The sequence below is a fragment of the Bacillus sp. FJAT-27916 genome (genome assembly GCF_001183965.1).
Classification (GTDB): Bacteria; Bacillota; Bacilli; order Bacillales; family Pradoshiaceae; genus Pradoshia.
Map to the genome: position 1 here is coordinate 879492 of NZ_LFZV01000001.1, position 21561 is coordinate 901052.

General features: G+C 45.0%; 22 protein-coding genes and 1 other annotated feature. Of the genes, 18 read left to right on the top strand and 4 right to left on the bottom strand.

Annotation, left to right across the window (positions count from 1 at the left end):
* Positions 1–1157, top strand: a 1157-nt coding sequence (locus AC622_RS04180) for a group II intron reverse transcriptase (RefSeq protein WP_269431771.1), incomplete at its 5' end; no start/stop codon positions are given.
* A 479-nt stretch (positions 1158–1636) separates the two neighbouring features.
* On the opposite strand, the gene AC622_RS04185 is transcribed toward AC622_RS04180, so the two are convergent.
* Positions 1637–2008: a hypothetical protein gene (locus tag AC622_RS04185; protein ID WP_049669906.1), complete on the bottom strand. Its 372-nt coding sequence runs from the start codon at positions 2006–2008 to the stop codon at positions 1637–1639.
* A gap of 272 nt (positions 2009–2280) precedes the next feature.
* Between AC622_RS04185 and AC622_RS04190 the strand changes: the two genes are divergently transcribed.
* From AC622_RS04190 to AC622_RS04260, 13 genes are all read left to right on the top strand, one after another.
* The gene (locus AC622_RS04190) at positions 2281–3309 is read left to right on the top strand and encodes a glyceraldehyde-3-phosphate dehydrogenase (RefSeq protein ID WP_049669907.1); all 1029 of its coding nucleotides are present in this window, start codon (positions 2281–2283) and stop codon (positions 3307–3309) included.
* Positions 3310–3567: 258 nt separating this feature from the next.
* Positions 3568–3942 carry an adenosylmethionine decarboxylase gene (gene speD, locus AC622_RS04195; protein ID WP_049669908.1) on the top strand — a complete coding sequence of 125 codons (375 nt, stop codon included), beginning with the start codon at positions 3568–3570 and terminating at the stop codon, positions 3940–3942.
* 161 nt (positions 3943–4103) lie between these two features.
* Positions 4104–4562: a transcriptional regulator NrdR gene (gene nrdR, locus AC622_RS04200; RefSeq protein ID WP_049672785.1), complete on the top strand. Its 459-nt coding sequence runs from the start codon at positions 4104–4106 to the stop codon at positions 4560–4562.
* Positions 4563–4634: 72 nt separating this feature from the next.
* Positions 4635–6032, top strand: a complete 1398-nt coding sequence (locus AC622_RS04205; RefSeq protein WP_049669909.1) for a replication initiation and membrane attachment family protein — start codon at positions 4635–4637, stop codon at positions 6030–6032.
* Positions 6029–6970, top strand: a complete 942-nt coding sequence (dnaI, locus tag AC622_RS04210) for a primosomal protein DnaI (RefSeq protein ID WP_049669910.1) — start codon at positions 6029–6031, stop codon at positions 6968–6970. The genes AC622_RS04205 and dnaI overlap by 4 nt, the downstream gene beginning before the upstream one ends.
* A gap of 133 nt (positions 6971–7103) precedes the next feature.
* Positions 7104–7958, top strand: a complete 855-nt coding sequence (locus AC622_RS04215) for a putative sporulation protein YtxC (protein WP_231589582.1) — start codon at positions 7104–7106, stop codon at positions 7956–7958.
* Positions 7959–8327: 369 nt separating this feature from the next.
* The gene (gene thrS / locus AC622_RS04220) at positions 8328–10256 is read left to right on the top strand and encodes a threonine--tRNA ligase (protein WP_049669912.1); all 1929 of its coding nucleotides are present in this window, start codon (positions 8328–8330) and stop codon (positions 10254–10256) included.
* 760 nt (positions 10257–11016) lie between these two features.
* Positions 11017–11148 (top strand) — a sequence feature (ribosomal protein L20 leader region).
* Between the two features lie 47 nt (positions 11149–11195).
* Positions 11196–11717: a translation initiation factor IF-3 gene (infC, locus tag AC622_RS04235; RefSeq protein ID WP_082197011.1), complete on the top strand. Its 522-nt coding sequence runs from the start codon at positions 11196–11198 to the stop codon at positions 11715–11717.
* A 22-nt stretch (positions 11718–11739) separates the two neighbouring features.
* Complete coding sequence (gene rpmI / locus AC622_RS04240) at positions 11740–11940, top strand: 50S ribosomal protein L35 (RefSeq protein WP_049669916.1); 201 nt, start codon at positions 11740–11742, stop codon at positions 11938–11940.
* Between the two features lie 33 nt (positions 11941–11973).
* Entirely contained in the window at positions 11974–12333 is a 360-nt protein-coding gene (rplT, locus tag AC622_RS04245) for a 50S ribosomal protein L20 (protein ID WP_049669917.1), read from the top strand.
* Positions 12334–12397: 64 nt separating this feature from the next.
* On the top strand, positions 12398–12655 hold the full coding sequence (locus AC622_RS04250; RefSeq protein WP_049669918.1) for a DUF1294 domain-containing protein: 258 nt from the start codon (positions 12398–12400) through the stop codon (positions 12653–12655).
* Positions 12656–12746: 91 nt separating this feature from the next.
* Positions 12747–13322, top strand: a complete 576-nt coding sequence (locus AC622_RS04255; protein WP_049669919.1) for a TVP38/TMEM64 family protein — start codon at positions 12747–12749, stop codon at positions 13320–13322.
* A 168-nt stretch (positions 13323–13490) separates the two neighbouring features.
* Entirely contained in the window at positions 13491–14357 is an 867-nt protein-coding gene (locus AC622_RS04260) for an aldose epimerase family protein (RefSeq protein WP_049669920.1), read from the top strand.
* Positions 14358–14406: 49 nt separating this feature from the next.
* Here AC622_RS04260 and AC622_RS04265 read toward each other — a convergent pair whose 3' ends face one another.
* Both AC622_RS04265 and AC622_RS04270 read right to left on the bottom strand, forming a co-directional pair.
* On the bottom strand, positions 14407–14607 hold the full coding sequence (locus AC622_RS04265; RefSeq protein ID WP_049669921.1) for a hypothetical protein: 201 nt from the start codon (positions 14605–14607) through the stop codon (positions 14407–14409).
* A 137-nt stretch (positions 14608–14744) separates the two neighbouring features.
* Positions 14745–15125, bottom strand: a complete 381-nt coding sequence (locus AC622_RS04270) for a hypothetical protein (RefSeq protein ID WP_049669922.1) — start codon at positions 15123–15125, stop codon at positions 14745–14747.
* Between the two features lie 152 nt (positions 15126–15277).
* Between AC622_RS04270 and AC622_RS04275 the strand changes: the two genes are divergently transcribed.
* Positions 15278–16366 (top strand): M42 family metallopeptidase, encoded by a 1089-nt coding sequence (locus AC622_RS04275; RefSeq protein ID WP_049669923.1) that lies wholly within the window; start codon positions 15278–15280, stop codon positions 16364–16366.
* 38 nt (positions 16367–16404) lie between these two features.
* On the opposite strand, the gene sspI is transcribed toward AC622_RS04275, so the two are convergent.
* Positions 16405–16614 (bottom strand): small acid-soluble spore protein SspI, encoded by a 210-nt coding sequence (gene sspI / locus AC622_RS04280; RefSeq protein WP_049669924.1) that lies wholly within the window; start codon positions 16612–16614, stop codon positions 16405–16407.
* Positions 16615–16742: 128 nt separating this feature from the next.
* On the opposite strand from sspI, the gene AC622_RS04285 reads away from it, so the two are divergent.
* The 3 genes from AC622_RS04285 to pheT all read left to right on the top strand — a co-directional run bounded on the left by AC622_RS04285 (position 16743) and on the right by pheT (position 21330).
* A complete protein-coding gene (locus tag AC622_RS04285) occupies positions 16743–17477 on the top strand; it encodes a TrmH family RNA methyltransferase (protein ID WP_049672786.1) in 735 nt (244 codons plus the stop codon).
* A 380-nt stretch (positions 17478–17857) separates the two neighbouring features.
* A complete protein-coding gene (gene pheS / locus AC622_RS04290) occupies positions 17858–18895 on the top strand; it encodes a phenylalanine--tRNA ligase subunit alpha (protein WP_049669925.1) in 1038 nt (345 codons plus the stop codon).
* A 23-nt stretch (positions 18896–18918) separates the two neighbouring features.
* Positions 18919–21330 carry a phenylalanine--tRNA ligase subunit beta gene (gene pheT / locus AC622_RS04295; protein WP_049669926.1) on the top strand — a complete coding sequence of 804 codons (2412 nt, stop codon included), beginning with the start codon at positions 18919–18921 and terminating at the stop codon, positions 21328–21330.
* The last annotated feature ends 231 nt before the right edge of the window (positions 21331–21561 follow it).

Genomic DNA, 21561 nt, shown 5'->3' on the forward strand with positions numbered 1-21561 from the left:
CGGAAAAGGGTTCACCGCAAGGTGGACTACTATCCCCGTTATTATCTAATGTGGTTTTGAATGAATTAGATCAATGGATAGCGAATCAGTGGGAACTCTTCCCTCTTGATAAGCCATATACGACACGCGAAGGTGAACGCTATGCAAAGATTCACACAAAGTTAAAAGAAGGTTATATAGTTCGCTATGCCGACGACTTTAAAATCTTATGTCGGGACTGGAAGACAGCCGAAAAATGGTATCATGCCGTTAAGCTTTTTCTGAAAGAGCGTTTAAAACTTGACATTTCACCGGAAAAATCAAAAGTAATTAATCTGCGGAAACATGAATCAGCCTTTCTTGGATTTACGATACGTGCCATTCGCAAAGGTGAAAAACGTGTGGCCCATACTTTTGTGAAAGCCGAAAAGATACAGAAAATAAAAGATGAAGCGAGGAAACGAATTGAGGCACTTCGAGCCTCACCAACGACTCAAAATGCTTTGCGATTTAATAGCTTTGTCTTAGGGCTGCATAATTACTTTAATCGAGCTACACATGTCAACTTAGCCTTCTCACGTCTTGCTTATGATATAGGTGCATCTATGTACAATCGTCTTAAACCAGTCGGGAAATACGCCCATCCAGCGAATCCGCCGCCAACCTATAAGAAGTTATACAGTTTGAGGTTCAAGACATTTGAAATTGCTGGTATTCATCTCTTCCCTCTTGCGAATGTTCAGACAAAGAACACTATTTGTTTCACACAAAGTCTGACACTATTCACAGTTGAAGGCCGAGCGCTAATTCATAAGAATTTGCATAAGAATATCAAGCAAGAAATTGCCTTGCTAATGGAGTCAAATATCCCGACACGAAGTGTCGAATATATGGACAATCGAATCAGTCGATATAGTATGAAACAAGGAAAATGTGAAATTACAGGACAATTTCTACAAGCACGGGATGTACACTGTCATCACTACGTGCCAGTACATCTCGGCGGAAATGACAAGTTCAATAACTTACGCATTCTCTACAAAGATGTACACAAACTAATCCATATGACAGATACAACTAAGATGAATATACTCATAAAAAGTTTGGATATCACGCCACCGATATTAGAGAAAATCAATAAATATCGGGAAAAGTGCGAGTTAGAACCTATCATATAATCCAAATCAATAAGAGTAACTTGAAACTTATAATCAAAACCATCGCCAGATGGAACGCGGAATGCTTGGAAACTGGCACGTTCCGTGTGGAGCAGGGGAAAAGCCGGAGATAACTTCAAACGCTTACCTATTGCTACGGATTCCTATAATCAATGTAAAGTATAGGTCGAGTATGTGAAGAAACGTACTTACACAAACTGAGGCGTTAGTTAAACAATGGAGACAGCCAAAATGCTGTCTTTTTCTTATGGCATTAGCAACAATCCTTACGAAAAGAGCCTTTTTATTCAACATCTAGCTCTTTCTTTGTTAACGACACCCTTGGTATTTTGCAGGGTTATTTAAGAGGACATTTTACCTGTTTCTTGCCTTTGTTTGAATCCCCTTTTGCCCTAAGGTTCTCCTGAGTTAAGACAAACAAGCAGAGGAACTCTCCACTGCTTGTTTTGCCTGATTTGCTGGAACGAATCGAACTTCTTTTACTCCTCTATCCATTGGGTTCGCAAGGCAGCCATAATGGTGATGGTGAGGATGACTGACACAATCCCCATGGTTTGGAGACCGTGGATCCATTCTTTGGCGTCTAAGGCACTTGGCTCTCCCATCGTTGCAAAGATGGGCACAAACAAGCATAACTGAATGCCCCCCATGAACATTGCCATGGAACGAGCATAAGCAGGGGTCGCCGTCCCGAGGATTCCATATCCCAAAACGGCGACCCCTGTAATGATGCCAATCCAGATGACCGATTGGGTACTCACACTTTCGTAGCAAAGAAATACCACAGCGGCTAACGCTCCTGCCAAAAAGATTGCCAAACCAATGGCTGAACGAATGACCTGTTCTTTCATCTTTCTCCCTCCTTTTCGTCATCTGATTCTTTTTAACTGGTTGGCTTTCGAAGAGCCCTCTCCTTTTATTATCCTTTGTTCATCCTCGAATCGTTTGCCAGGGCTACCCTATATGCTAATAGTTATCGCATTGAATTATTCCCATTTTATGCAAATGGAAGGGTTTTAATTGCCAAAAAAAGGCGTTCAAACTATACAGTATTTTATCTAATGTGCTATACTATTTATATAATTTTTGGTTAATTGTATAACTCATATTAGGGGGAAATGGAATGAAGGCTAGAGTTGCAATCAATGGATTTGGTCGTATCGGGAGAATGGTATTCCGGAAGGCCATCAAAGAAGACAACATGGAAATTGTAGCGATCAACGCCAGCTATCCTGCGGAAACACTAGCGCATTTAATAAAGTATGATACTACTCATGGACGATTTGAGGGGGAAGTCGTTCCACATGAGGATCATTTAGTCGTGGATGGGAAGAAAGTATTGCTGATTAATAACCGAAACCCGGAAGCTTTGCCGTGGAAAAGTCTTGAAATTGATATCGTGATTGAAGCAACTGGCAAATTCAATCATCGTGATAAGGCATCTCTTCATTTAACAGCTGGGGCAAAGAGGGTAGTGCTTACAGCGCCGGGTACAAACGAAGATGTCACAATTGTCATGGGTGTCAATGAAGAGCAATTGGATATCGCCAATCATTTCGTTATCTCTAATGCCTCGTGTACAACGAATTGCCTGGCTCCGCTTGCCAAGGTGCTTGATGAGCAGTTTGGCATTGATAATGGCTTGATGACAACGGTTCATGCCTATACGAATGACCAGAATAATATCGACAATCCGCATAAAGACCTGCGGAGAGCAAGAGCTTGTGCACAAAGTATCATTCCGACTACAACAGGTGCTGCCAAGGCTTTATCACTCGTTCTGCCACAATTAAAGGGCAAGCTGCACGGGACAGCGCTCCGTGTGCCGACGCCGAATGTATCTCTTGTGGACTTGGTCGTTGACTTGAAAACACCAGTTACGGCTGATGATGTCAACCGAGCATTGAGGAATGCAGCAGGCGGAAAGCTCGCTGGGATCATGGAGGTTTGCGAGGAACCGCTCGTTTCCATTGATTTCACCACCAATCCGCATTCAACCATTATTGACAGTCTGTCAACCATGGTGATTGGCGAACAAAAGGTAAAGGTCCTTGCTTGGTATGATAATGAATGGGGCTATTCATGCAGGGTTGTAGATTTAGTGAACCATGTAGCCCATTTACTCGTAAAGGAAAAAGCACAAGTAAGCTGAATAAGGATAGTAAAAACCGCTCCCGTATAAATGGGAGCGGTTTATTTTTGGACAACGAGTATGGGAGGAAATACAAGAATTGGCAGGGTTTTGTTGCAAAAACAACCTAAAAATTATATACTAAAAACCGTGAACTTCATATCCTGGCACTGGCTGCTTAAAGGGTTAGGACCTCGTAGGACTAACTTTCCCCCGTGGCAGTTGCGGCCAGAAACGAAGGTATCAAATTCGTTTAAATGCTTGAAGGGGGAATTAAATATGAAAACTATTGGTCGTCATGTCATTTCGGAATTATGGGGCTGTGATTTAACAAAGTTGAACGATATGAATAAGATCGAGCAAATTTTTGTAGATGCTGCACTTAGGTCGGGAGCTGAAGTAAGAGAGGTTGCCTTTCATAAATTCGCCCCCCAAGGAGTCAGTGGAGTCGTCATCATTTCTGAATCGCATTTAACGATTCATAGTTTTCCGGAACACGGTTATGCTAGTATTGATGTATATACTTGCGGTGACCTTGATCCGAACGTTGCAGCTAACTATATCGCTGATGCCTTGAATGCTCAAAAGAAGGAAACCTTTGAGATACCAAGAGGCATGGGGCCTGTTGCTGTAAGAAGAGTTCACGCCATGTAAATTCAACTATTTGAAAGGGATGCCGATTAAGAATCGCATCCTTTTTTTGACGAATCGCCGTATAATACAAAGCAGCTTTTGTCTATTTGAAACAAACACTTGTCCAAAAGGGCTTGTTTCTATAAGATAGAACTATAGAGAAAGGGACGGTGCTAATCGAAATGATATGTCCAACTTGCCACCATAACGGGACAAGAGTGCTCGATTCCCGGCCTGCGGATGAAGGTCGTTCCATACGCAGAAGAAGAGAATGTGAGTCCTGCGGCTACCGGTTTACCACGTTTGAGAAGGTAGAGGAAATACCTTTGATTGTGGTGAAGAAAGACGGTGCCCGTGAAGAATTCAGTCGTGAGAAAATCCTTCGCGGATTAATCAGGGCATGTGAGAAACGCCATGTTGCCTTGAAGGAACTAGAGGAAATCACGACAGAAGTAGAGAAGGAACTGCGAAATCAGGGCTTCTCCGAGGTGAAGAGCGACCATATTGGAGAGATGGTCATGGACCGTCTTGCTGAGGTGGATGAAGTCGCCTATGTAAGGTTTGCCTCTGTTTATCGACAGTTTAAAGATATCAACGTATTTATTAAGGAATTAAAGGAATTAATAAAAAAAGAAGATTAAAACAGGGCTGAAGGCAGTTTCTTTAGCTCTTTTTTGCCATTATCACTTCTTGCAGGCGAAAGGTTTGTAAATATGATGCAATATTCCTGGATGTTCGTAAACCCAAAAGATCGATATGTTGTCCTGTATAAGGATAAATTGTCAGAGATGGATCATAAGGTGATTCAGTATCTGTATCAGCCGCTGATCGGCGGTCTATCTATCTCGCTGTATTTGACCTTCCTTAACGAGGTGACTACCGGGATGATGTATTCAAAGCAGACCACCCACCGATGGCTGATGGATGTACTCGGAATGCCGCTTGATGACATCTATCAATGCCGCAGAAGGCTAGAAGGAATCGGCTTGTTAAAGACCTATAAGAAGGCTGCTGCCGAAGGAAATGTCTTTATTTATGAAATCATGCCTCCGCTCACGCCGGATGCATTTTTCCACGATGATCTATTGCCAATTTATCTTCAGCAAAAGCTCGACAGCAGACATTATGAGCGGCTCTTATCGATGTTTTCTGATAAGAAGATTCCAGATGATTATGAGGATGTTACTCACTCATTTACGGATGTATTTGAATCAGAGTTCAAGAATCCGAAGGAATTGGCTGAGCCGAAAACAACGACCCAAAATCAGTTCTTCTCTAAAGATGTGCAGGGATACAGCGCTAATTTCATCGAGCAATTTGACTTTGAATTATTATTTGCGTCCTTAAAGAGCAGCTTTATCTCGCGGAAATCCTTTACTCCAGCTGTTATGGAGGCGGTCGCGACGCTTGCCTATCTTTACAAGATAGGGGTTATGGACATGAGCAAGCTCATCCTCCGCTGTCAAAATGAGCATGAAGAGATAGATATTGACGAGCTGCGCAAAAGTGCGCGTGAGCTGTTCTTAATCAATCATGGTGAGGAAATGCCGGCTATTATTGAACGGGTGCAGCCGGAATATGAGCGCACCATCTTTGAGCCGAAAACGCCTGAGGAGCATTTACTTTATACATTTGAAACGACATCACCGCTGGAATTTCTAGTCAGCTTATCTGAAGGCGCTCTACCATCAGAGAAAGATCTGGCGCTTGTTGAAAAGGTGATGGTTAATCAAAAGCTGCCGCCAGGCGTTGTTAATGTCCTTCTCCATTATGTCATGCTTCGTTCGGATATGAAGCTTCAGGCAAGCTATGTGGAGACGATTGCCTCCCATTGGGCCCGCAAAAAGATTACGACCGTACGCGAAGCCTATGATACAGCCAAGAGTGAGCATAAGAAGTACCAAAAATGGGCCGATGAGAAGCAGAATAAAACGGCCAAAACAACGAATCGCCGCGTAAATACCTCCGGAAGGAAAGAAATGATTCCAGAATGGATGGATGACAAGAAGAAAAAGGAACCAGCCGCTCAGACGGAGGATATTGCTGAGAGGGCGCGGAGACTGAAGGAACAAATACAAGGCGGAACTCAGCAGGGAGGTGAGAAGCAGTGAAGAATATACAGGACTCATTGAATAAGCTGGGGAATCGAGAGAGCTTCCAGAAAAGATGGGATGAAATGCGCAATCTGGTTTTGAGCAACCCGGATGTTCGCGCCTTTTTGCGTGAGCATGAGGATGAATTGACCAATGACATGGTTGAGAAGAGCATGAACAAATTGTATGAGTATGCGACTCAAACGAAGACATGTGATGAATGTCCATCGCTTGAAAGCTGCCGCAACTTAATTGGCGGACATACCCCGCGCTTATTCATCCAAGGAAAGAGAATTGATGTATCCTATGAGCCATGCCGCAAGAAACTCCTCCATGAGGAGAAGAACCGCCTGCGGAAGCTGATTCACGCGAGCCATGTGCCGAAGGAGATTGTGAATGCAACCTTCGCTGATTTATATATTGATGAGTATGTGACAGAGGCGAGAATTGAAGCAATCGAGAAGGCTAAGAATTTCGTCGATAATTATAAAAAAGGCATCCATAATAAAGGGCTCTATTTATACGGGGAATTCGGTGTCGGCAAGACGTATCTCCTCGGCGCCATTGCTAATGGCTTGTCAGAGGACGGCATCTCCTCCCATATTGTCTATTGGCCCGAGTTCCTGCGTGAGTTGAAAGGCTCCTTCGCTGAAAACACCTTCAATCAAAAGATCGATGCCCTTAAAGAGGTACAGGTCCTAATGATTGATGATATCGGAGCGGAGACCATGAGTGCGTGGGCCCGTGATGACGTGCTCGGTCCGATTCTCCAATACCGGATGCATGAGAATTTGCCGACCTTCTTTACATCAAATTTCAACTGGAAGGAGCTCGAACATCATTTCTCTTATACCCAACGAGGAGAAGAGGAGCGCGTGAAGGGGAAACGAATCATGGAACGTGTCCGGAATCTGACTGTACCAGTCGAGATGGATGGAAAGAACAGAAGAGAATAGAAATGGAGGCTGCCTTTGTTGGCAGTCTTTTTTCATACCTCATAATTTGATCATGCCATTCTAAAGGAATGCATTGTCCCATATATATGGATTATAAAGTTTCGTTAAGTTTGGAGGGATTTGGTTGCTCACGGTGTATTTTGATTCACGGGAAGAACAAGCCTGCTGGCAAATGCGCTTGCAGAATAGTCGTCCAATCATCCAACAGGCAGTCTGTCCAGCCGAGAACGATGAACAAGCGTTCATCTCCTTCCGCCTTGAACCGAATCAGGATCAGGCAGTCTGCCTTGCTTTGATAGAATTCTTATTCTCCTTTTTCTCATCTTATCATTTGGAGAGGAAAATCCGGGAAATCATTGAGGAACGCTATTTCTTCCAAGATGAGGATGAGGTGGAGCACATAGCGGAAATGGCTATGCTAATGTGGGAGGGGGAAGTTGTCTATCACGGAGCGAATAATCTTCCAAAGAAGGTAAGGCAAAGGATATTAGGCTTGTTCCAGGACATTGTCTCTGAACAAGTTCCTTTTTCCTATCAATCCTTATGGAATTTCCGAATGCGCTCCATACAGGATGATCTCGTTGCGCTCGTTGGTATTGCCATTGATGAATATAAGCTTGAACAGGATTATCAGGAGTTTATTTACCTGATTCGAGGGCTCCTTGAGGTAAGGCGTCCGCTATTAGAGGAGGTCCATCTCGTCTACAATGACGAATTCTTCTTTTATAATCAGCATTTTCAGCTCATATCCAAACGGAATCTTGCAAACACAATTGACCGTAAGCTGATGGCAGAAAATCCGATGTTCGTGGATTCCAATACGATTGCTCCTCTCGTTTCGATGGCGCCGCGGAAAATTTTTATTTATGCTGAAGATGAGGAAATTCGAATTATCCGGACGCTCCAAAAAATCTTTGAGGAACGGATTATTATTGCTCACCCTAGAAGCTTTGCTGAGCGTGTGAGGGAAGCGGGGGATACGAGATAATTTTATTCAACCTCCTTGCTTTTGTCATCATAAGCTTTTATAATTACCTACATACCAAACCTCATATAGAAGATAAGTTATGATAAGGACACGGGCATGATCAAACGCTTTGCGTTTAGAGAGGGAAGCCGCCGGCTGAAAGCTTCCTCGCAACAGCAGATATGCTTACCACCTTTGAACTTCAGTCAGGAACGCTTACGAAGGGCTAGTATTGGCTGACGGAGAACTCCGTTAACAGAAACTAAGTGTCGGCAGAAATGCCGGAATTTGGGTGGAACCGCGGGTATTATGACTAAATCCATAACAGCTCGTCCCTTGATATATATTGAGGGGCGGGCTTTTTATTTTGCAAAAAAAGGAGTGGCAGACATGGCCGAGAAAATTAACATTACATTCCCGGATGGAGCGGTAAAGGAATTTGATGCCGGGACAACAACTGAACAAATCGCTTCCTCCATCAGTTCAGGCTTAAAGAAAAAGGCACTTGCCGGCAAGGTGAACGGAGCCCTTTATGACCTGCGTAGACCAATCCTTGAAGATGCTTCTGTTGAAATCATCACACCAGATCAGCCGGAAGCACTTGAGATTCTTCGCCACAGCACAGCGCACTTAATGGCTCAAGCTGTGAAACGTATCTACAAAAACGTAAAATTCGGAGTAGGTCCGGTCATTGAAGGCGGATTCTACTATGATATGGATCTTGATGAGTCCATCACACCAGAAGACCTTCCGGTGATTGAGAAGGAAATGAAAAAAATCATCAATGCGAACCTTGAGGTTGTACGTAAAGAAGTCAGCCGTAATGAGGCGAAACGTCTCTTCGAAGAAATTGGTGATGAGTACAAGCTTGAATTGATTGATGCGATTCCTGAAGATGAAACCGTCACAATCTATGAACAGGGTGAATTCTTTGACCTATGCCGCGGAGTACACGTACCATCCACAGGCAAAATCAAGGAATTTAAATTATTGAACATCGCTGGTGCATACTGGCGCGGAGACAGCGACAATAAAATGCTTCAACGCGTATATGGTACAGCTTTCTTCAATAAAGCGGACCTTGATGAGCACCTTCGCCTCCTTCAAGAAGCGAAAGAGCGTGACCACCGTAAGATTGGGAAAGAGCTTGACCTGTTCATGAACTCCCAATTGATTGGACAAGGCCTTCCATTATGGCTTCCAAAAGGAGCGACAATCCGTCGCGTGATTGAGCGCTATATCGTGGATAAAGAGCAAAAGCTTGGATATGACCATGTATACACACCAATCATGGGAAGCGTGGATCTATACAAAACATCCGGACACTGGGACCACTACCAAGAGAACATGTTCCCTATCATGGATATGGATAATGAGCAGCTTGTCCTTCGCCCGATGAACTGCCCGCACCACATGATGATTTACAAAAATGACATCCACAGCTATCGTGAGCTTCCAATCCGTATTGCTGAGCTTGGCATGATGCACCGCTATGAAATGTCCGGTGCCCTTGCTGGACTGCAGCGTGTACGCGGGATGACATTGAATGATGCCCACGTCTTCGTTCGCCCTGATCAAATCAAGGACGAATTCAAGCGTGTCGTGAACTTAATTCTTGAGGTATACAAAGATTTCGGCATGGAGGACTACTCCTTCCGTCTTTCTTACCGCGATCCGGAAGATAAAGAAAAATACTTCGATGATGACGCAATGTGGGAAAGAGCACAATCCATGCTGAAAGAAGCCATGGATGAGCTTGGCCTTGACTATTACGAAGCAGAAGGAGAAGCAGCCTTCTACGGACCAAAACTAGACGTTCAAGTGAAAACAGCCCTTGGAAAAGACGAAACACTTTCCACTGTACAGCTTGACTTCTTGCTGCCAGAACGTTTCGACCTAACATATGTTGGCGAAGACGGCAAACAGCACCGTCCGGTTGTTATCCACCGCGGTGTCGTATCCACAATGGAACGCTTCGTTGCCTTCTTGATTGAGGAATACAAAGGAGCCTTCCCAACATGGCTCGCACCGGTACAGGTACAAGTCATCCCTGTATCTCCGGATGTACACCTTGATTACGCGAAGAAAATCGAAGCAGACCTCCAAGCAGCAGGACTGCGCGTAGAAGTGGACCTTCGCGATGAGAAAATGGGCTACAAAATCCGTGAAGCTCAAATGCTCAAGATCCCGTACATGCTCGTCATTGGTGACCAAGAACAAGAAAACGGCCAAGTCAATGTCCGCAAATACGGAGAACAAAAATCCGAAGTTATGCCTTTTGAAGACTTCCTTACAATCATCAAAGGCGAATTGAAATAACGAGTAGAGAAAGACCCAAATGCATGCGCATTAGGGTCTTTTTTTGCGTCCTTTTACAGGTCTGTGGGTCTTTGAAAGTACTGTCAGGCTACTGCTCGTCGATGGAAGGGGGAAAGCATGGGAGAAAGCCCAGTGGAATCCCACCCTGTGCCCATGCAAAAGGGGGATGAAAGGTGGGAAGAGTGTGGGAGAAGCGTGGCACTGCCCAGAGAAAGTCCACCCTTTACCCATACAAAGGGTATGAAAGGTGGGGAGAGTGTGGGAGAAGCGAGGCACTGCCCAGGGGAAGCCCACCCTTTGCCCATACAAGGGGGATGAAAAGTGGGAAGAGTGTGGGAGAAGCGAGGCACTGCCCAGAGGAAGCCCACCCTTTGCCCATGCAAAGGGGATGAAGGGTGGTCAAAGGGTGTTAAAAAGGTGGTCATCGTCAGAAAAAGCCCCCCCTTTACCCATACAAAGGGGATGAAGGGTGGTCAAAGGGTGTTAAAAAGGTGGTCATCGTCAGAGGAAGCCCACCCTTTGCCCATGCAAAAGGTATAAAGGGTGGTCAAAGATAATCAAACAAGGGCTTAATCCGGCAGCCCCTTTTACCCAATTCTCCTCATCATAAAACCTCTCAAATCAAATGTTTATCAAAAAAATCTTGCCTTACAATCGATAGTCTGTTAAAATTGTTTTTGTTGTCATAAGAACGAACAATTATTGACATGTTACTGGGCAATGTGTTATTATGTTTTAGTGAGCAATTTAATATAGCACTTTTTGAAAGAAGAAGCACCCGCTTCTCACCTGTATGGCACTCATGATGAGCAGCTGACCGGTTACGATTAGTTAATCTGACAGTATGTCTTATTATGGGCGGGTGTGTGTACACCGGTCTTTTTTATTGCCTAAAAAGCTATATAAACTATTTTGCCCTAAAATTTTTGGAGGTGGCTTATTATTAGCAAACAAGACATGATCTTAAACGAAGGCATTCGTGCCCGTGAAGTACGTCTAGTTGACCAAAACGGTGAGCAGCTCGGAATCAAATCCCGCAATGAGGCGTTAGAAATCGCTACTCGCGTGAATTTGGACCTTGTGCTTGTTGCACCGAATGCAAAGCCTCCTGTCGCCCGTATCATGGACTATGGTAAGTTCCGTTTCGAGCAACAGAAGAAGGAAAAAGAAGCTAGAAAGAATCAAAAAACAATCAGCTTAAAAGAAGTTCGTTTAAGCCCAACGATTGACGAGCATGACTTTAATACGAAGCTTCGCAATGCCATCAAGTTCCTTGAAAAAGGCGATAAGGTTAAAGCAAGCATTCGTTTTAAAGGACGGGCTATTACCCATAAAGAAATCGGACAACGCGTATTGGTTCGCTTTGCAGAAGAATGCAAAGAAGTGGCGTCTGTGGAAACAGCGCCGAAAATGGACGGACGCAGCATGTTCTTGATTTTAGCACCGAAAAACGAAAAGTAATGTTTCGAGGAGGAAATTTCCTATGCCAAAAATGAAAACTCACAGAGGCGCTGCAAAGCGATTCAAAAAAACTGGTTCTGGTAAGCTTAAGCGCAGCCATGCTTACACTAGCCACTTATTCGCTAACAAATCTACTAAAGCAAAACGTAAACTACGTAAAAGTGGAATGGTTAGCTCCGGAGATTTCAAACGCATTCGTCATCTTTTAGACAATATCAAGTAATTGAGAACGACTCAATTTTAGGAGGAATTAGATATGCCACGTGTTAAAGGCGGTACAGTGACGCGCAAACGTCGTAAAAAAGTATTAAAGCTAGCTAAAGGTTATTATGGTTCAAAACATACATTATACAAAGTTGCTAATCAGCAAGTAATGAAATCCTTGCAATATGCATTCCGCGATCGTCGCCAAAAGAAACGCGACTTCCGTAAACTTTGGATCACTCGTATCAATGCAGCAGCACGCATCAACGGTCTTTCTTACAGCCGTTTAATGCACGGTTTGAAACTTGCTGGTATCGAAGTGAACCGCAAAATGCTTGCTGAGCTTGCTATCAGCGATGCAGCTGCTTTCGCTCAATTGGCAGAAACAGCTAAAAAAGAACTTAACAAGTAATTGTTAGGATAAGGCGCTTCCAGATGGAGGCGCCTTTCGTTTTATCTTAGAGGGGGAATTATGTATGATATTGGCTGGTTACATAGCTGTGATGAGTGTGGTGCTGCTTGTGATGATGAAGATTGATAAGGAACGTGCGAGACGCAATCAATACCGAATAAGCGAGAGGACCCTGTGGGTGACGGCGCTTCTTGGAGGAGCGATTGGCGGGGTGCTTGGTATGCAGCTTTTCAGGCATAAGACGAAGCATTTGTCCTTTCGAATCGGCTTTCCTCTTTTGGCTCTCGTGGATGCGGCGGCATTGGTATTTGTACTGATTTAAGTGGTCATAATCAGCGGGGCTTGCATATATTAATAAAGAGTGAAGGTACAAGACTTTAGCAGCAAGACAGACAACCAAATGGGGTGTGACCATGGGAGAAAACTATACGATCTTACTGGCCTTCATCGAGTCAGCTGGATATATGGCTCCTGTCATTTTTGTGTTATTCCATGTGCTTCGCCAGCTCTTATTTATTCCGGTAGCCGTCGTGTGTTTGGCAGGCGGCATGCTTTTCGGCCCGCTGCTCGGGTCGATTTTATCGCTGATTGGATTATGGCTGTCATCTGTTGTGTTTTATTTTATGATCAATCAAACGCCATCCTTGCAGAAGAAGCTTGAACGCTTGGATGAGAAGACGCTGAAATTCGGGGGAAGAATCAATGTTTTTCAGGCGTGTGTGCTGCGTTTGATTCCGTTCATCCATTTTCAGCTGTTGAATTTTTATTTAATGGGCAATAGCCGCCGTTTTTCTCAATATGCAAAGGCTGTGTTTTGGACGAACGTCCCACTGGCTTTTTTCTATACGATTTTTGGCCATTCGATAGCGAGCTTTTCAATCGAGATGGGCGTCATTATTCTTGTTGCTCTCGCTGGATTGATTTTTTTCATGCGTGAGAAAAAGGTCGTCATTAAATGGAGTCATTTCTTCTCTCATTCTGAGCGTTAAGGATCCTGCAGCTTGTATAGGCGGCAGGATTTTTTTTGTTTTGGATAATTTTTCTTGTTAAGGGTAGCTAAATGGGGTTTGAATTGGCTGTATTGGTATGGGAAGATGAAGGGGAGCCTGATTTTTCTGTGAAATCAGCCTTTTGAAAATAAAAAGGATGGGTTGCCGATGTATCAAATTAAACAATATCTAGACGGACAATATCAAGTATATGAGTTGATTGATTCCCAATCTAAAGCTTGGGTGAAGGCTGCGCCAGAGCGTGGAGGTATCATTATTGGATATGGCACAGAAGGTACGGAGCTTCTTTATTTGAATAATGAGACCTTCCAGGACGAGAAGGCGAATGTAAGAGGAGGAATTCCGATTCTATTCCCAATCTCCGGTCAGCTAGAGGGCGGAAAATATGAATGGGCTGGTACTGTCTATAAGATGAAGAACCATGGTTTTGCCCGAAATATGCCTTGGGAGGTTATGGAGACAGGCGCAACGAACGATGAGGCTTTCATGACCATCCGCCTGAAAAGCAATGAAGAAACGAAAGAATCGTATCCATTTGATTTCGAGGTCATTTATACATACCGCCTGCAGGAAGGAAAACTTTCTATTGAGCAGGAATACAAGAACGAATCGGATGTGGAAATGCCAATCTATCCTGGTTTCCACCCTTATTTCAAAACAGCAGAAAAGAATCTTTCTTATCATACAGACGCGAAGACCTTCCTTGATTATAATGACGGGCAGGTCAAGCCTGTTGAGAGCGGCCTGAGCCTTGAAGGGAAAAAGGAATCCTTAGCCCTGCTTGATGCAGCTGCAAAAAGAATTGATTTCCCGCTTCCAGAGGTCTCCAAGTCGGTTACACTGGAGTACGGGGAGGAGTTCCGCTATGTGGTCTTATGGACAGAGGCTGGAAAGGAATTTGTTTGTGTGGAGCCTTGGTTTGCTCAAACAGATGAATTCAATCGGAAGGACGAATTAACCTATATTCAGCCAAAAGAGACTTTGAAAACCGTCCTTACGATATCAGCAAAATAAAAAGCTGCCCTTATAGCCGGACAGCCGAATAGTCATTTTTATCGAAATCTTATTGTACGACGTTGTTTCGTTTGTTCATGAATGTAACGAGTAAGAGTCCAAGACCGATTGCACCCAATAATATCATGAAATCAAAAACCGGTTTCGTGAAGGGAATGGCAAACGATAGGATGAACATTAAGCCCAGGACAGACCATAACGACAATGAAGTAATGGTTAATAAACGATTTAATCGAGTATCCGTATTCATGCAAACACCACTCCTTCCTTACTCTGCTTCTACCTATTATACGAATTCAGCAAGTATAAGGTTTCAAAAGGAGACTGGAAGAGCATGATTGGAATGGAATAGCGTGCTGGTGCAGTATAATGATATCAGCCCTGAGCTTATTGAACGGGAAGGGTTTGCAGCGGTTCTTCCCATTCTACTTCTGCCTCTGGATAGTGCTGCTTGACTTGTTCTTCGATATAGAGAAGATCCGCTTGTGTCAGGCTTTCCGCATCAGGGGGTGAAACAGCTGAAATAAGAATGGAGTTGACCGACTCAGTGTCTTCACCATCCCGCAGGTATTTTTCTCCCTCAAATAAGAAGCCTTTGTATGTAAGCGTGAAATTCTTCCGTGCGTTATGTTTCTCATCCAGCAGGAAGAATTGCTTGTGCTTCTGGGAGGAGCGGAGCTTGCGGGCAGGATGCAGGAACCGCTTCACTCCTTTATATAGGAAATAGAAGATGGTGAATATGATTGCAATTTGCAGAATTAGTGCCATTGGTTTACTTCCTTTCACTTCCATCTAGGTTTTCTTACGAGTGAGAAGGGGGAAAAGTTTCGGGTTGAGTGACTTTTTTATTTTCAGGCAGGATAGGTTAGGGTTAATAAAAGGAAAATACATATAAAGATGAACTGAAAGGAATGATGAGCATGACCAAATTGGATGAAACTCTTCAAATGCTGAAGGAATTGACTGATGTTAATGGCATCGCAGGCAATGAATCACAGCCGAGAGAAGTAATGAAACGCATGATTGAACCGTATGCGGAATCCATCACGATGGATGGGATCGGCTCCTTGATTGCAAAGAAGAAAGGAGATGGAAACGGACCGCGTATCATGGTGGCAGGGCATTTGGATGAGGTCGGCTTCATGGTAACTCGCATTGACGAGAAGGGCTTCCTGTTCTTCCAAACCATTGGCGGCTGGTGGTCACAAGTTATGCTTTCGCAGCGCGTGACTGTTACAACCTCAAAGGGAGAAGAAATCACGGGTATCATTGGTTCGACTCCTCCGCATGTTTTGCCGCTTGAAGCAAGAAAGAAACCAGCAGATATTAAGGATATGTTTATTGATATCGGTGCGGCCAGCCGTGAGGAAGTGATGGAGTGGGGCATCCGCCCAGGTGATATGATTACCCCGTATTTTGAATTCACGGTGATGAAGAATGAGAAGATGCTAATGGCAAAAGCGTGGGACAACCGAATTGGCTGCGCCATCGCCATTGAGGCCATGAAACGTCTGAAGGATGAAAAGCACCCGAATATTTTCTGTGGTGTGGGAACCGTCCAGGAGGAAGTTGGCTTACGTGGAGCGAAAACTGCAGCTGCGGCAGTGAAACCGGATATTGCCATTGCGGTTGATGTCGGCATCGCTGTGGACACCCCGGGATTATCTGAGAAACATGGCATCGCTAAAGCGGGAGACGGTCCAGCACTTGTCTTATATGATGCCAGCTTGGTTGCCCATAAAGGACTGCGTGAATTCATTGAGGGTGTGGCTGAAGAGATGAACATCCCGTACCAATACGATCATATTCCAGGAGGAGGGACGGATGCAGGCTCCTTCCATCTAGCAGGAACAGGCGCTCCTTCCATCGCTATCACAATTCCAACGCGTTATATCCATTCAAACGCAGGAATTCTGAACCGAGAGGATTTCGAGAATACAGTCAACTTGATTGTTGAGCTTGTTAAGCGACTTGATCGTGAAGCCGTTGACAGGATTAAATACAGCTAATAAAAAACGATGATGGAGTAAAAACTCCGTCATCGTTTTTATTGTTTTAAGGCTGTTTCAAGTAACTCAAGCATCTCGTGCTTCTCTTCGTTTGAGGCTTTCTGCCAAATCAGTTCGAATAACACGCCAAGTCCTGGGAGCATCTTTTCTTCGCCGCTTTGAATGGCATCGACAATCGTTGCTTCAAGCTCTTGCTGGGAGTTGCCGGTGACATTATGAATGATGGCATTGCGCAGATTAAGGTTCATGTTCATTCCTCCAATGGTCGTCTTTCTACTAGTTTTGCTATTCTTTCCTGTTTCTATGTATACAAAATCGGCTATAATGGAAGAACGTTAATGAAGAAGGTGAAGGAAAGTTGAAATATATTGAATCAATGCAGAATGCGCGTGTGAAGCAATGGAAGAAGCTTCTTGGCAAGAAGGAACGCGATAAGAGCCGGAAGTTCCTTGTAGAAGGCTTTCATTTAGTCGAAGAAGCGCTTAAGAACGGCCTTGTGGAGGATATCATCATTAAGGAGGGAACAGATCTTCCGCTGAAATGGAATGTGGAATCGACTGACCTGTTTACCGTACATAATGAGGTATTTGCTGTACTCGCAGACACGGATACACCGCAGGGAGTTATCGCGGTATGCCATAAACCACGCTTAGAGCTTGAGGAAGGAAGCTTGGAAACGGTCCTGCTTATTGACCGCGTACAAGATCCCGGCAATATCGGCACGATGATCCGCACGGCTGATGCAGCCGGCTTTAGTGCCGTTATATTAGGGGATGGCTGTGCTGACCCATACAGTCCGAAGGTTGTCCGTTCTACTCAGGGGAGCCTGTTCCATCTGCCGATTTTAAAAGGAAATTTAGTGGACTGGACGGAGCGGCTGCAAGCAAGCGGTGTAAAAGTATTCGGTACAGCCTTGCAGGGGGCGAAGCCTTACCGGGAGATTGGACGTGCTGACCGTTTTGCCCTCCTCGTCGGGAATGAAGGCAGCGGTGTGAGCGAGGAGCTTCTGCAAAAGACGGATCAGAATGTGTACATCCCGATTTACGGAAAAAGTGAATCCCTAAATGTGGCGGTCGCAGCAGGTATTCTGATGTATGGGCTAAAGAATTAATTTTTCGCCAAGGGTTTGAAACAGACAAGGAATTCGATTATAATGAAACAATAAAAATTGATGATGAAAAGCAATGATGGAGAACAAGTAATTGTTTCGTTGAAAGGGCTACTATTCAGGGAGAAAATGCCGCTGACTGAAAGCATTTTTAGAAGCCGGAAACAATGAATTCACCTCCGGAGCTGCAACCGGGACCGCTGGAATTAAGCGTAAAGGTTTGCCGGCATGAAAGCCGTTATGAAATGAAGCGAGCGCTGCCTGTTTAGGCTTGCGCTAACAAGGGTGGTACCGCGACTCATAACCTCGTCCCTTTTTTAGGAGACGGGGTTTTTTGTGTTTTCATTTAATTTCATCAGATTGATTAAATAGGAGGATGTATCATGCAAGAAAAATTACACGCATTGCAGCAGGAAGCTTTGCAAAAAGTCTCTGAAGCAGCTGATTTGAAGGCGTTAAATGATGTCCGTGTTGCTTATCTTGGCAAGAAAGGGCCGATTACGGAAGTATTGAGAGGCATGGGAAGCCTTTCAGCGGAAGAAAGACCGAAGCTTGGCGCACTTGCCAATGAGGTACGTGCGGCAATCACAGCGGCTATTGAGGAGAAACACGCAGCCCTTGAAGAAGAGGCAGTAATCCAGCAGTTAGCGGCAGAGAAGATTGACGTTACCCTTCCAGGTGCTCCTTTCAGAAAAGGAAATCATCACCCGCTCACGAAAATCACAGAGCAGCTTGAGGACTTATTCCTAGGCATGGGTTACACGATTGCCGAAGGTCCGGAAGTGGAACAGGATTATTATAACTTTGAGGCGCTTAACCTGCCGAAGAGCCACCCGGCACGAGATATGCAGGATTCTTTCTATATCACAGATGAGATCTTAATGCGTACACACACTTCCCCAGTACAAGCCCGTACATTGGAGAAGCATGAAGGAAAAGGCCCGGTTAAAATCATTTGCCCAGGTAAAGTGTACCGCCGTGATAATGATGATGCGACACACTCTCACCAATTCATGCAAATTGAGGGGCTTGTCGTGGATGAGAACATCACGATGGCTGACTTAAACGGAACGTTAGAAGTATTCGCGAAGAAATTCTTCGGTGAAGACCGTGAAATCCGCCTTCGCCCAAGCTTCTTCCCATTCACAGAGCCTTCCGTTGAGATGGATATCTCCTGCAAAATCTGCGGCGGCAAAGGCTGCTCCGTATGTAAGGGAACAGGCTGGATTGAGATCTTAGGCGGCGGTATGGTGCATCCGAACGTCCTTGAGATGGCTGGCTTTGATTCCAGCAAATACACTGGATTTGCCTTTGGTATGGGTGTAGAGCGTATTGCGATGCTGAAATATGGCATTGATGACATTCGCCATTTCTATACAAATGATGTTCGTTTCACCAGCCAGTTTCACTGCCACGAGTAAAGAATGAGTCAGGAGGAAAAATCATGTTCGTATCATATAAATGGTTACAAGAGTATGTTGATTTAGATGGAATCAGCGCACAGGAATTAGCAGAGAAAATTACCCGCAGCGGGATTGAAGTAGAGGGTGTGGAAGCACCGGCAGAATCCATTACGAATGTCGTGATTGGTCATGTTCTGCAGAAAGAACAGCATCCAAATGCAGATAAATTAAGTGTCTGCCAGGTAGATGTCGGCGAAGAGGAGCCAATCCAAATCGTTTGCGGCGCACCAAATGTCGCAGCAGGCCAAAAAGTGCCGGTTGCCCGTGTGGGAGCGGTACTTCCAGGCAATTTTAAAATCAAGAAAAGCAAGCTTCGCGGGGAAGCATCCAACGGAATGATCTGCTCCCTTCAAGAGCTTGGCATCGAAGCGAAGGTTGTCGCGAAGGAATATGCAACAGGCATCTTTGTATTCCCGAGTGATGTCGTTCCTGGAACGAATGCGCTTGAAGTGCTTGGTCTAGATGATGCAATCCTTGAGCTGGGGCTTACGCCAAACCGTTCTGACTGCTTGAGCATGCTTGGTGTCGCGTATGAAGTGGCAGCCATCCTCGGCAAAGAAGTGAAGCTTCCAGAGGCAGTTGTATCCGGTTCTGAGGAAAAGGCATCTGATTACATCTCTATCAAGGTAGAAGCGAAGGAACAAAATCCTTTATACATTGCAAAAGTGATCAAGGATGTCAAAATTGGGCCATCTCCATTATGGCTGCAATCCATCCTGATGAAGAGCGGCATCCGCCCGCATAATAATGTCGTTGACGTGACGAACTATATTCTTCTTGAATACGGCCAGCCGCTTCATTCCTTTGACTATGATCGTCTTGGTTCAAAAGAGATCGTTGTACGCATGGCACATGAGGGCGAGAAGCTCGTAACACTTGATGAGGCAGAACGTACGCTTACACCAGATCATTTAGTGATCACAAACGGCAAAGAGCCAATTGCCCTTGCAGGTGTCATGGGCGGAGCAAACTCTGAGGTTGTGGATGAAACGACAACGGTTCTGCTTGAAGCAGCCTACTTCGCTGGCGGCCCAGTGCGTAAAGCATCCAAAGATTTCGGCCTTCGTTCTGAAGCAAGTGCCCGCTTTGAAAAAGGGGTTGACCCGAACCGCGTTCGCGCTGCAGGAGACCGCGCTGCTGCAATGATTGCAGAGCTTGCAGGCGGAACTGTGCTTGACGGCTATGCAGAAGTCAATGAATTAACGGTTGAACCAGCCGTTGTCAGCATCACGCTTGGCAAAATCAATAAAGTCCTTGGTACAGAACTGCAAGTATCTGATGTGGAAGACATTCTCTCCCGCCTTCAGTTTGAAGTGAAGACAGAAGGAGAAGAGTTCGTTATCACGGTACCGACTCGCCGCGGCGATATCACGATTCCAGAAGATATCATTGAAGAAGTAGCCCGTCTATACGGATATGATAATCTTCCGAAAACATTGCCTGTCGGTGAATCAAAGCCAGGCCTGCTAACAGACTATCAATTGAAACGCCGCATCGTACGCCGTTATCTTGAAGGCTCCGGCTTAATGCAAAACGTGACGTACTCTCTCACATCAGAAGAGAAAGCTTCCATGTATGCGCTAGATAAACGCGAAAGCATCCGTCTTGCCATGCCAATGAGTGAAGAGAGAAGCACTCTTCGCATGAGCTTGCTTCCAGGTCTTCTGGATGTAGTGAAATACAATGTAGCCCGCCAAATGGACAGCGTTGCTGTATATGAAACAGGCGGTGTCTTCTTGAAAACAAGCAGTGATGAGCTTCCAGAAGAAAAAGAACATCTCGCTGGAGCGGTGACTGGTCTATGGAACGCTAACCTATGGCAAGGCGAGAAGAAACCAGTTGATTTCTTCGTTGTAAAAGGAATCCTTGAAGGCTTATTCCGTCAATTAGGCGTGAGCGAACGTATTGAGTGGAAGCAGGCTGTCAGAGCCGATCTGCACCCAGGACGCACAGCCGATATTCTTTTAGACGGTGAAGTCATTGGATTTGCCGGCCAAGTCCACCCGAAAGTGGAAAAGAAAGAAGACTTGAAAGCAACCTATGTATTCGAATTATCCCTTCATGCGCTATTAAACGCTGAAACAAACGAAATTCAATACACAGCTATCCCGCGCTTCCCATCCATCACACGCGACATCGCACTAGTCGTTGACAAGGATGTAGTTGCAGGAGAAATGAGCGCCATCATCAAAGAAGCAGGCGGTAAACTACTGAAAGAAGTCCACCTCTTCGATCTATATGAAGGCGAAAGAATGGAAGAAGGCAAAAAGTCACTCGCATTCTCCCTAAAATACTTCGACCCAGAAAAAACATTGACGGACGAAGAAGTAACGAAAGCCCATGGCAAAGTATTGTATGCTGTGGAAGAAAAAGGAGCATCGTTAAGAGGCTGAGGCGACTGATAGAGGTACGAAGACTAAGAACGCCGCGTCGTGCGGCACCGTCTTCATGACCGACGTCGTGTCGGCCTGCGACAAGCATAAGAAAAAAGCGCGAAGGGAAGGAAAAGGAACAAAGACTAAGAAACGCCACATCGTGTGGCGACGTCTTTGTGACCGATGTCGTATCGGCCTCCCGTAGCGCTTTTTCTTATGTCTCGAGCAGCTAGGAGCCGAAGCTGGATT

What these genes read in the sequence shown, in the direction of transcription:
- AC622_RS04260 (WP_049669920.1), top strand. Translation starts at nt 13,491, where the DNA reads ATGTATCAAATTAAACAATATCTAGACGGACAATATCAAGTATATGAG.
- rpmI (WP_049669916.1), top strand. Translation starts at nt 11,740, where the DNA reads ATGCCAAAAATGAAAACTCACAGAGGCGCTGCAAAGCGATTCAAAAAA.
- rplT (WP_049669917.1), top strand. Translation starts at nt 11,974, where the DNA reads ATGCCACGTGTTAAAGGCGGTACAGTGACGCGCAAACGTCGTAAAAAA.
- AC622_RS04285 (WP_049672786.1), top strand. Translation starts at nt 16,743, where the DNA reads ATGCAGAATGCGCGTGTGAAGCAATGGAAGAAGCTTCTTGGCAAGAAG.
- AC622_RS04190 (WP_049669907.1), top strand. Translation starts at nt 2,281, where the DNA reads ATGAAGGCTAGAGTTGCAATCAATGGATTTGGTCGTATCGGGAGAATG.
- speD (WP_049669908.1), top strand. Translation starts at nt 3,568, where the DNA reads ATGAAAACTATTGGTCGTCATGTCATTTCGGAATTATGGGGCTGTGAT.
- AC622_RS04255 (WP_049669919.1), top strand. Translation starts at nt 12,747, where the DNA reads ATGGGAGAAAACTATACGATCTTACTGGCCTTCATCGAGTCAGCTGGA.
- thrS (WP_049669912.1), top strand. Translation starts at nt 8,328, where the DNA reads ATGGCCGAGAAAATTAACATTACATTCCCGGATGGAGCGGTAAAGGAA.
- AC622_RS04270 (WP_049669922.1), bottom strand. Translation starts at nt 15,125, where the DNA reads ATGGCACTAATTCTGCAAATTGCAATCATATTCACCATCTTCTATTTC.
- sspI (WP_049669924.1), bottom strand. Translation starts at nt 16,614, where the DNA reads ATGAACCTTAATCTGCGCAATGCCATCATTCATAATGTCACCGGCAAC.
- nrdR (WP_049672785.1), top strand. Translation starts at nt 4,104, where the DNA reads ATGATATGTCCAACTTGCCACCATAACGGGACAAGAGTGCTCGATTCC.
- AC622_RS04250 (WP_049669918.1), top strand. Translation starts at nt 12,398, where the DNA reads ATGATATTGGCTGGTTACATAGCTGTGATGAGTGTGGTGCTGCTTGTG.
- AC622_RS04265 (WP_049669921.1), bottom strand. Translation starts at nt 14,607, where the DNA reads ATGAATACGGATACTCGATTAAATCGTTTATTAACCATTACTTCATTG.
- AC622_RS04205 (WP_049669909.1), top strand. Translation starts at nt 4,635, where the DNA reads ATGATGCAATATTCCTGGATGTTCGTAAACCCAAAAGATCGATATGTT.
- pheT (WP_049669926.1), top strand. Translation starts at nt 18,919, where the DNA reads ATGTTCGTATCATATAAATGGTTACAAGAGTATGTTGATTTAGATGGA.
- pheS (WP_049669925.1), top strand. Translation starts at nt 17,858, where the DNA reads ATGCAAGAAAAATTACACGCATTGCAGCAGGAAGCTTTGCAAAAAGTC.
- AC622_RS04185 (WP_049669906.1), bottom strand. Translation starts at nt 2,008, where the DNA reads ATGAAAGAACAGGTCATTCGTTCAGCCATTGGTTTGGCAATCTTTTTG.
- AC622_RS04275 (WP_049669923.1), top strand. Translation starts at nt 15,278, where the DNA reads ATGACCAAATTGGATGAAACTCTTCAAATGCTGAAGGAATTGACTGAT.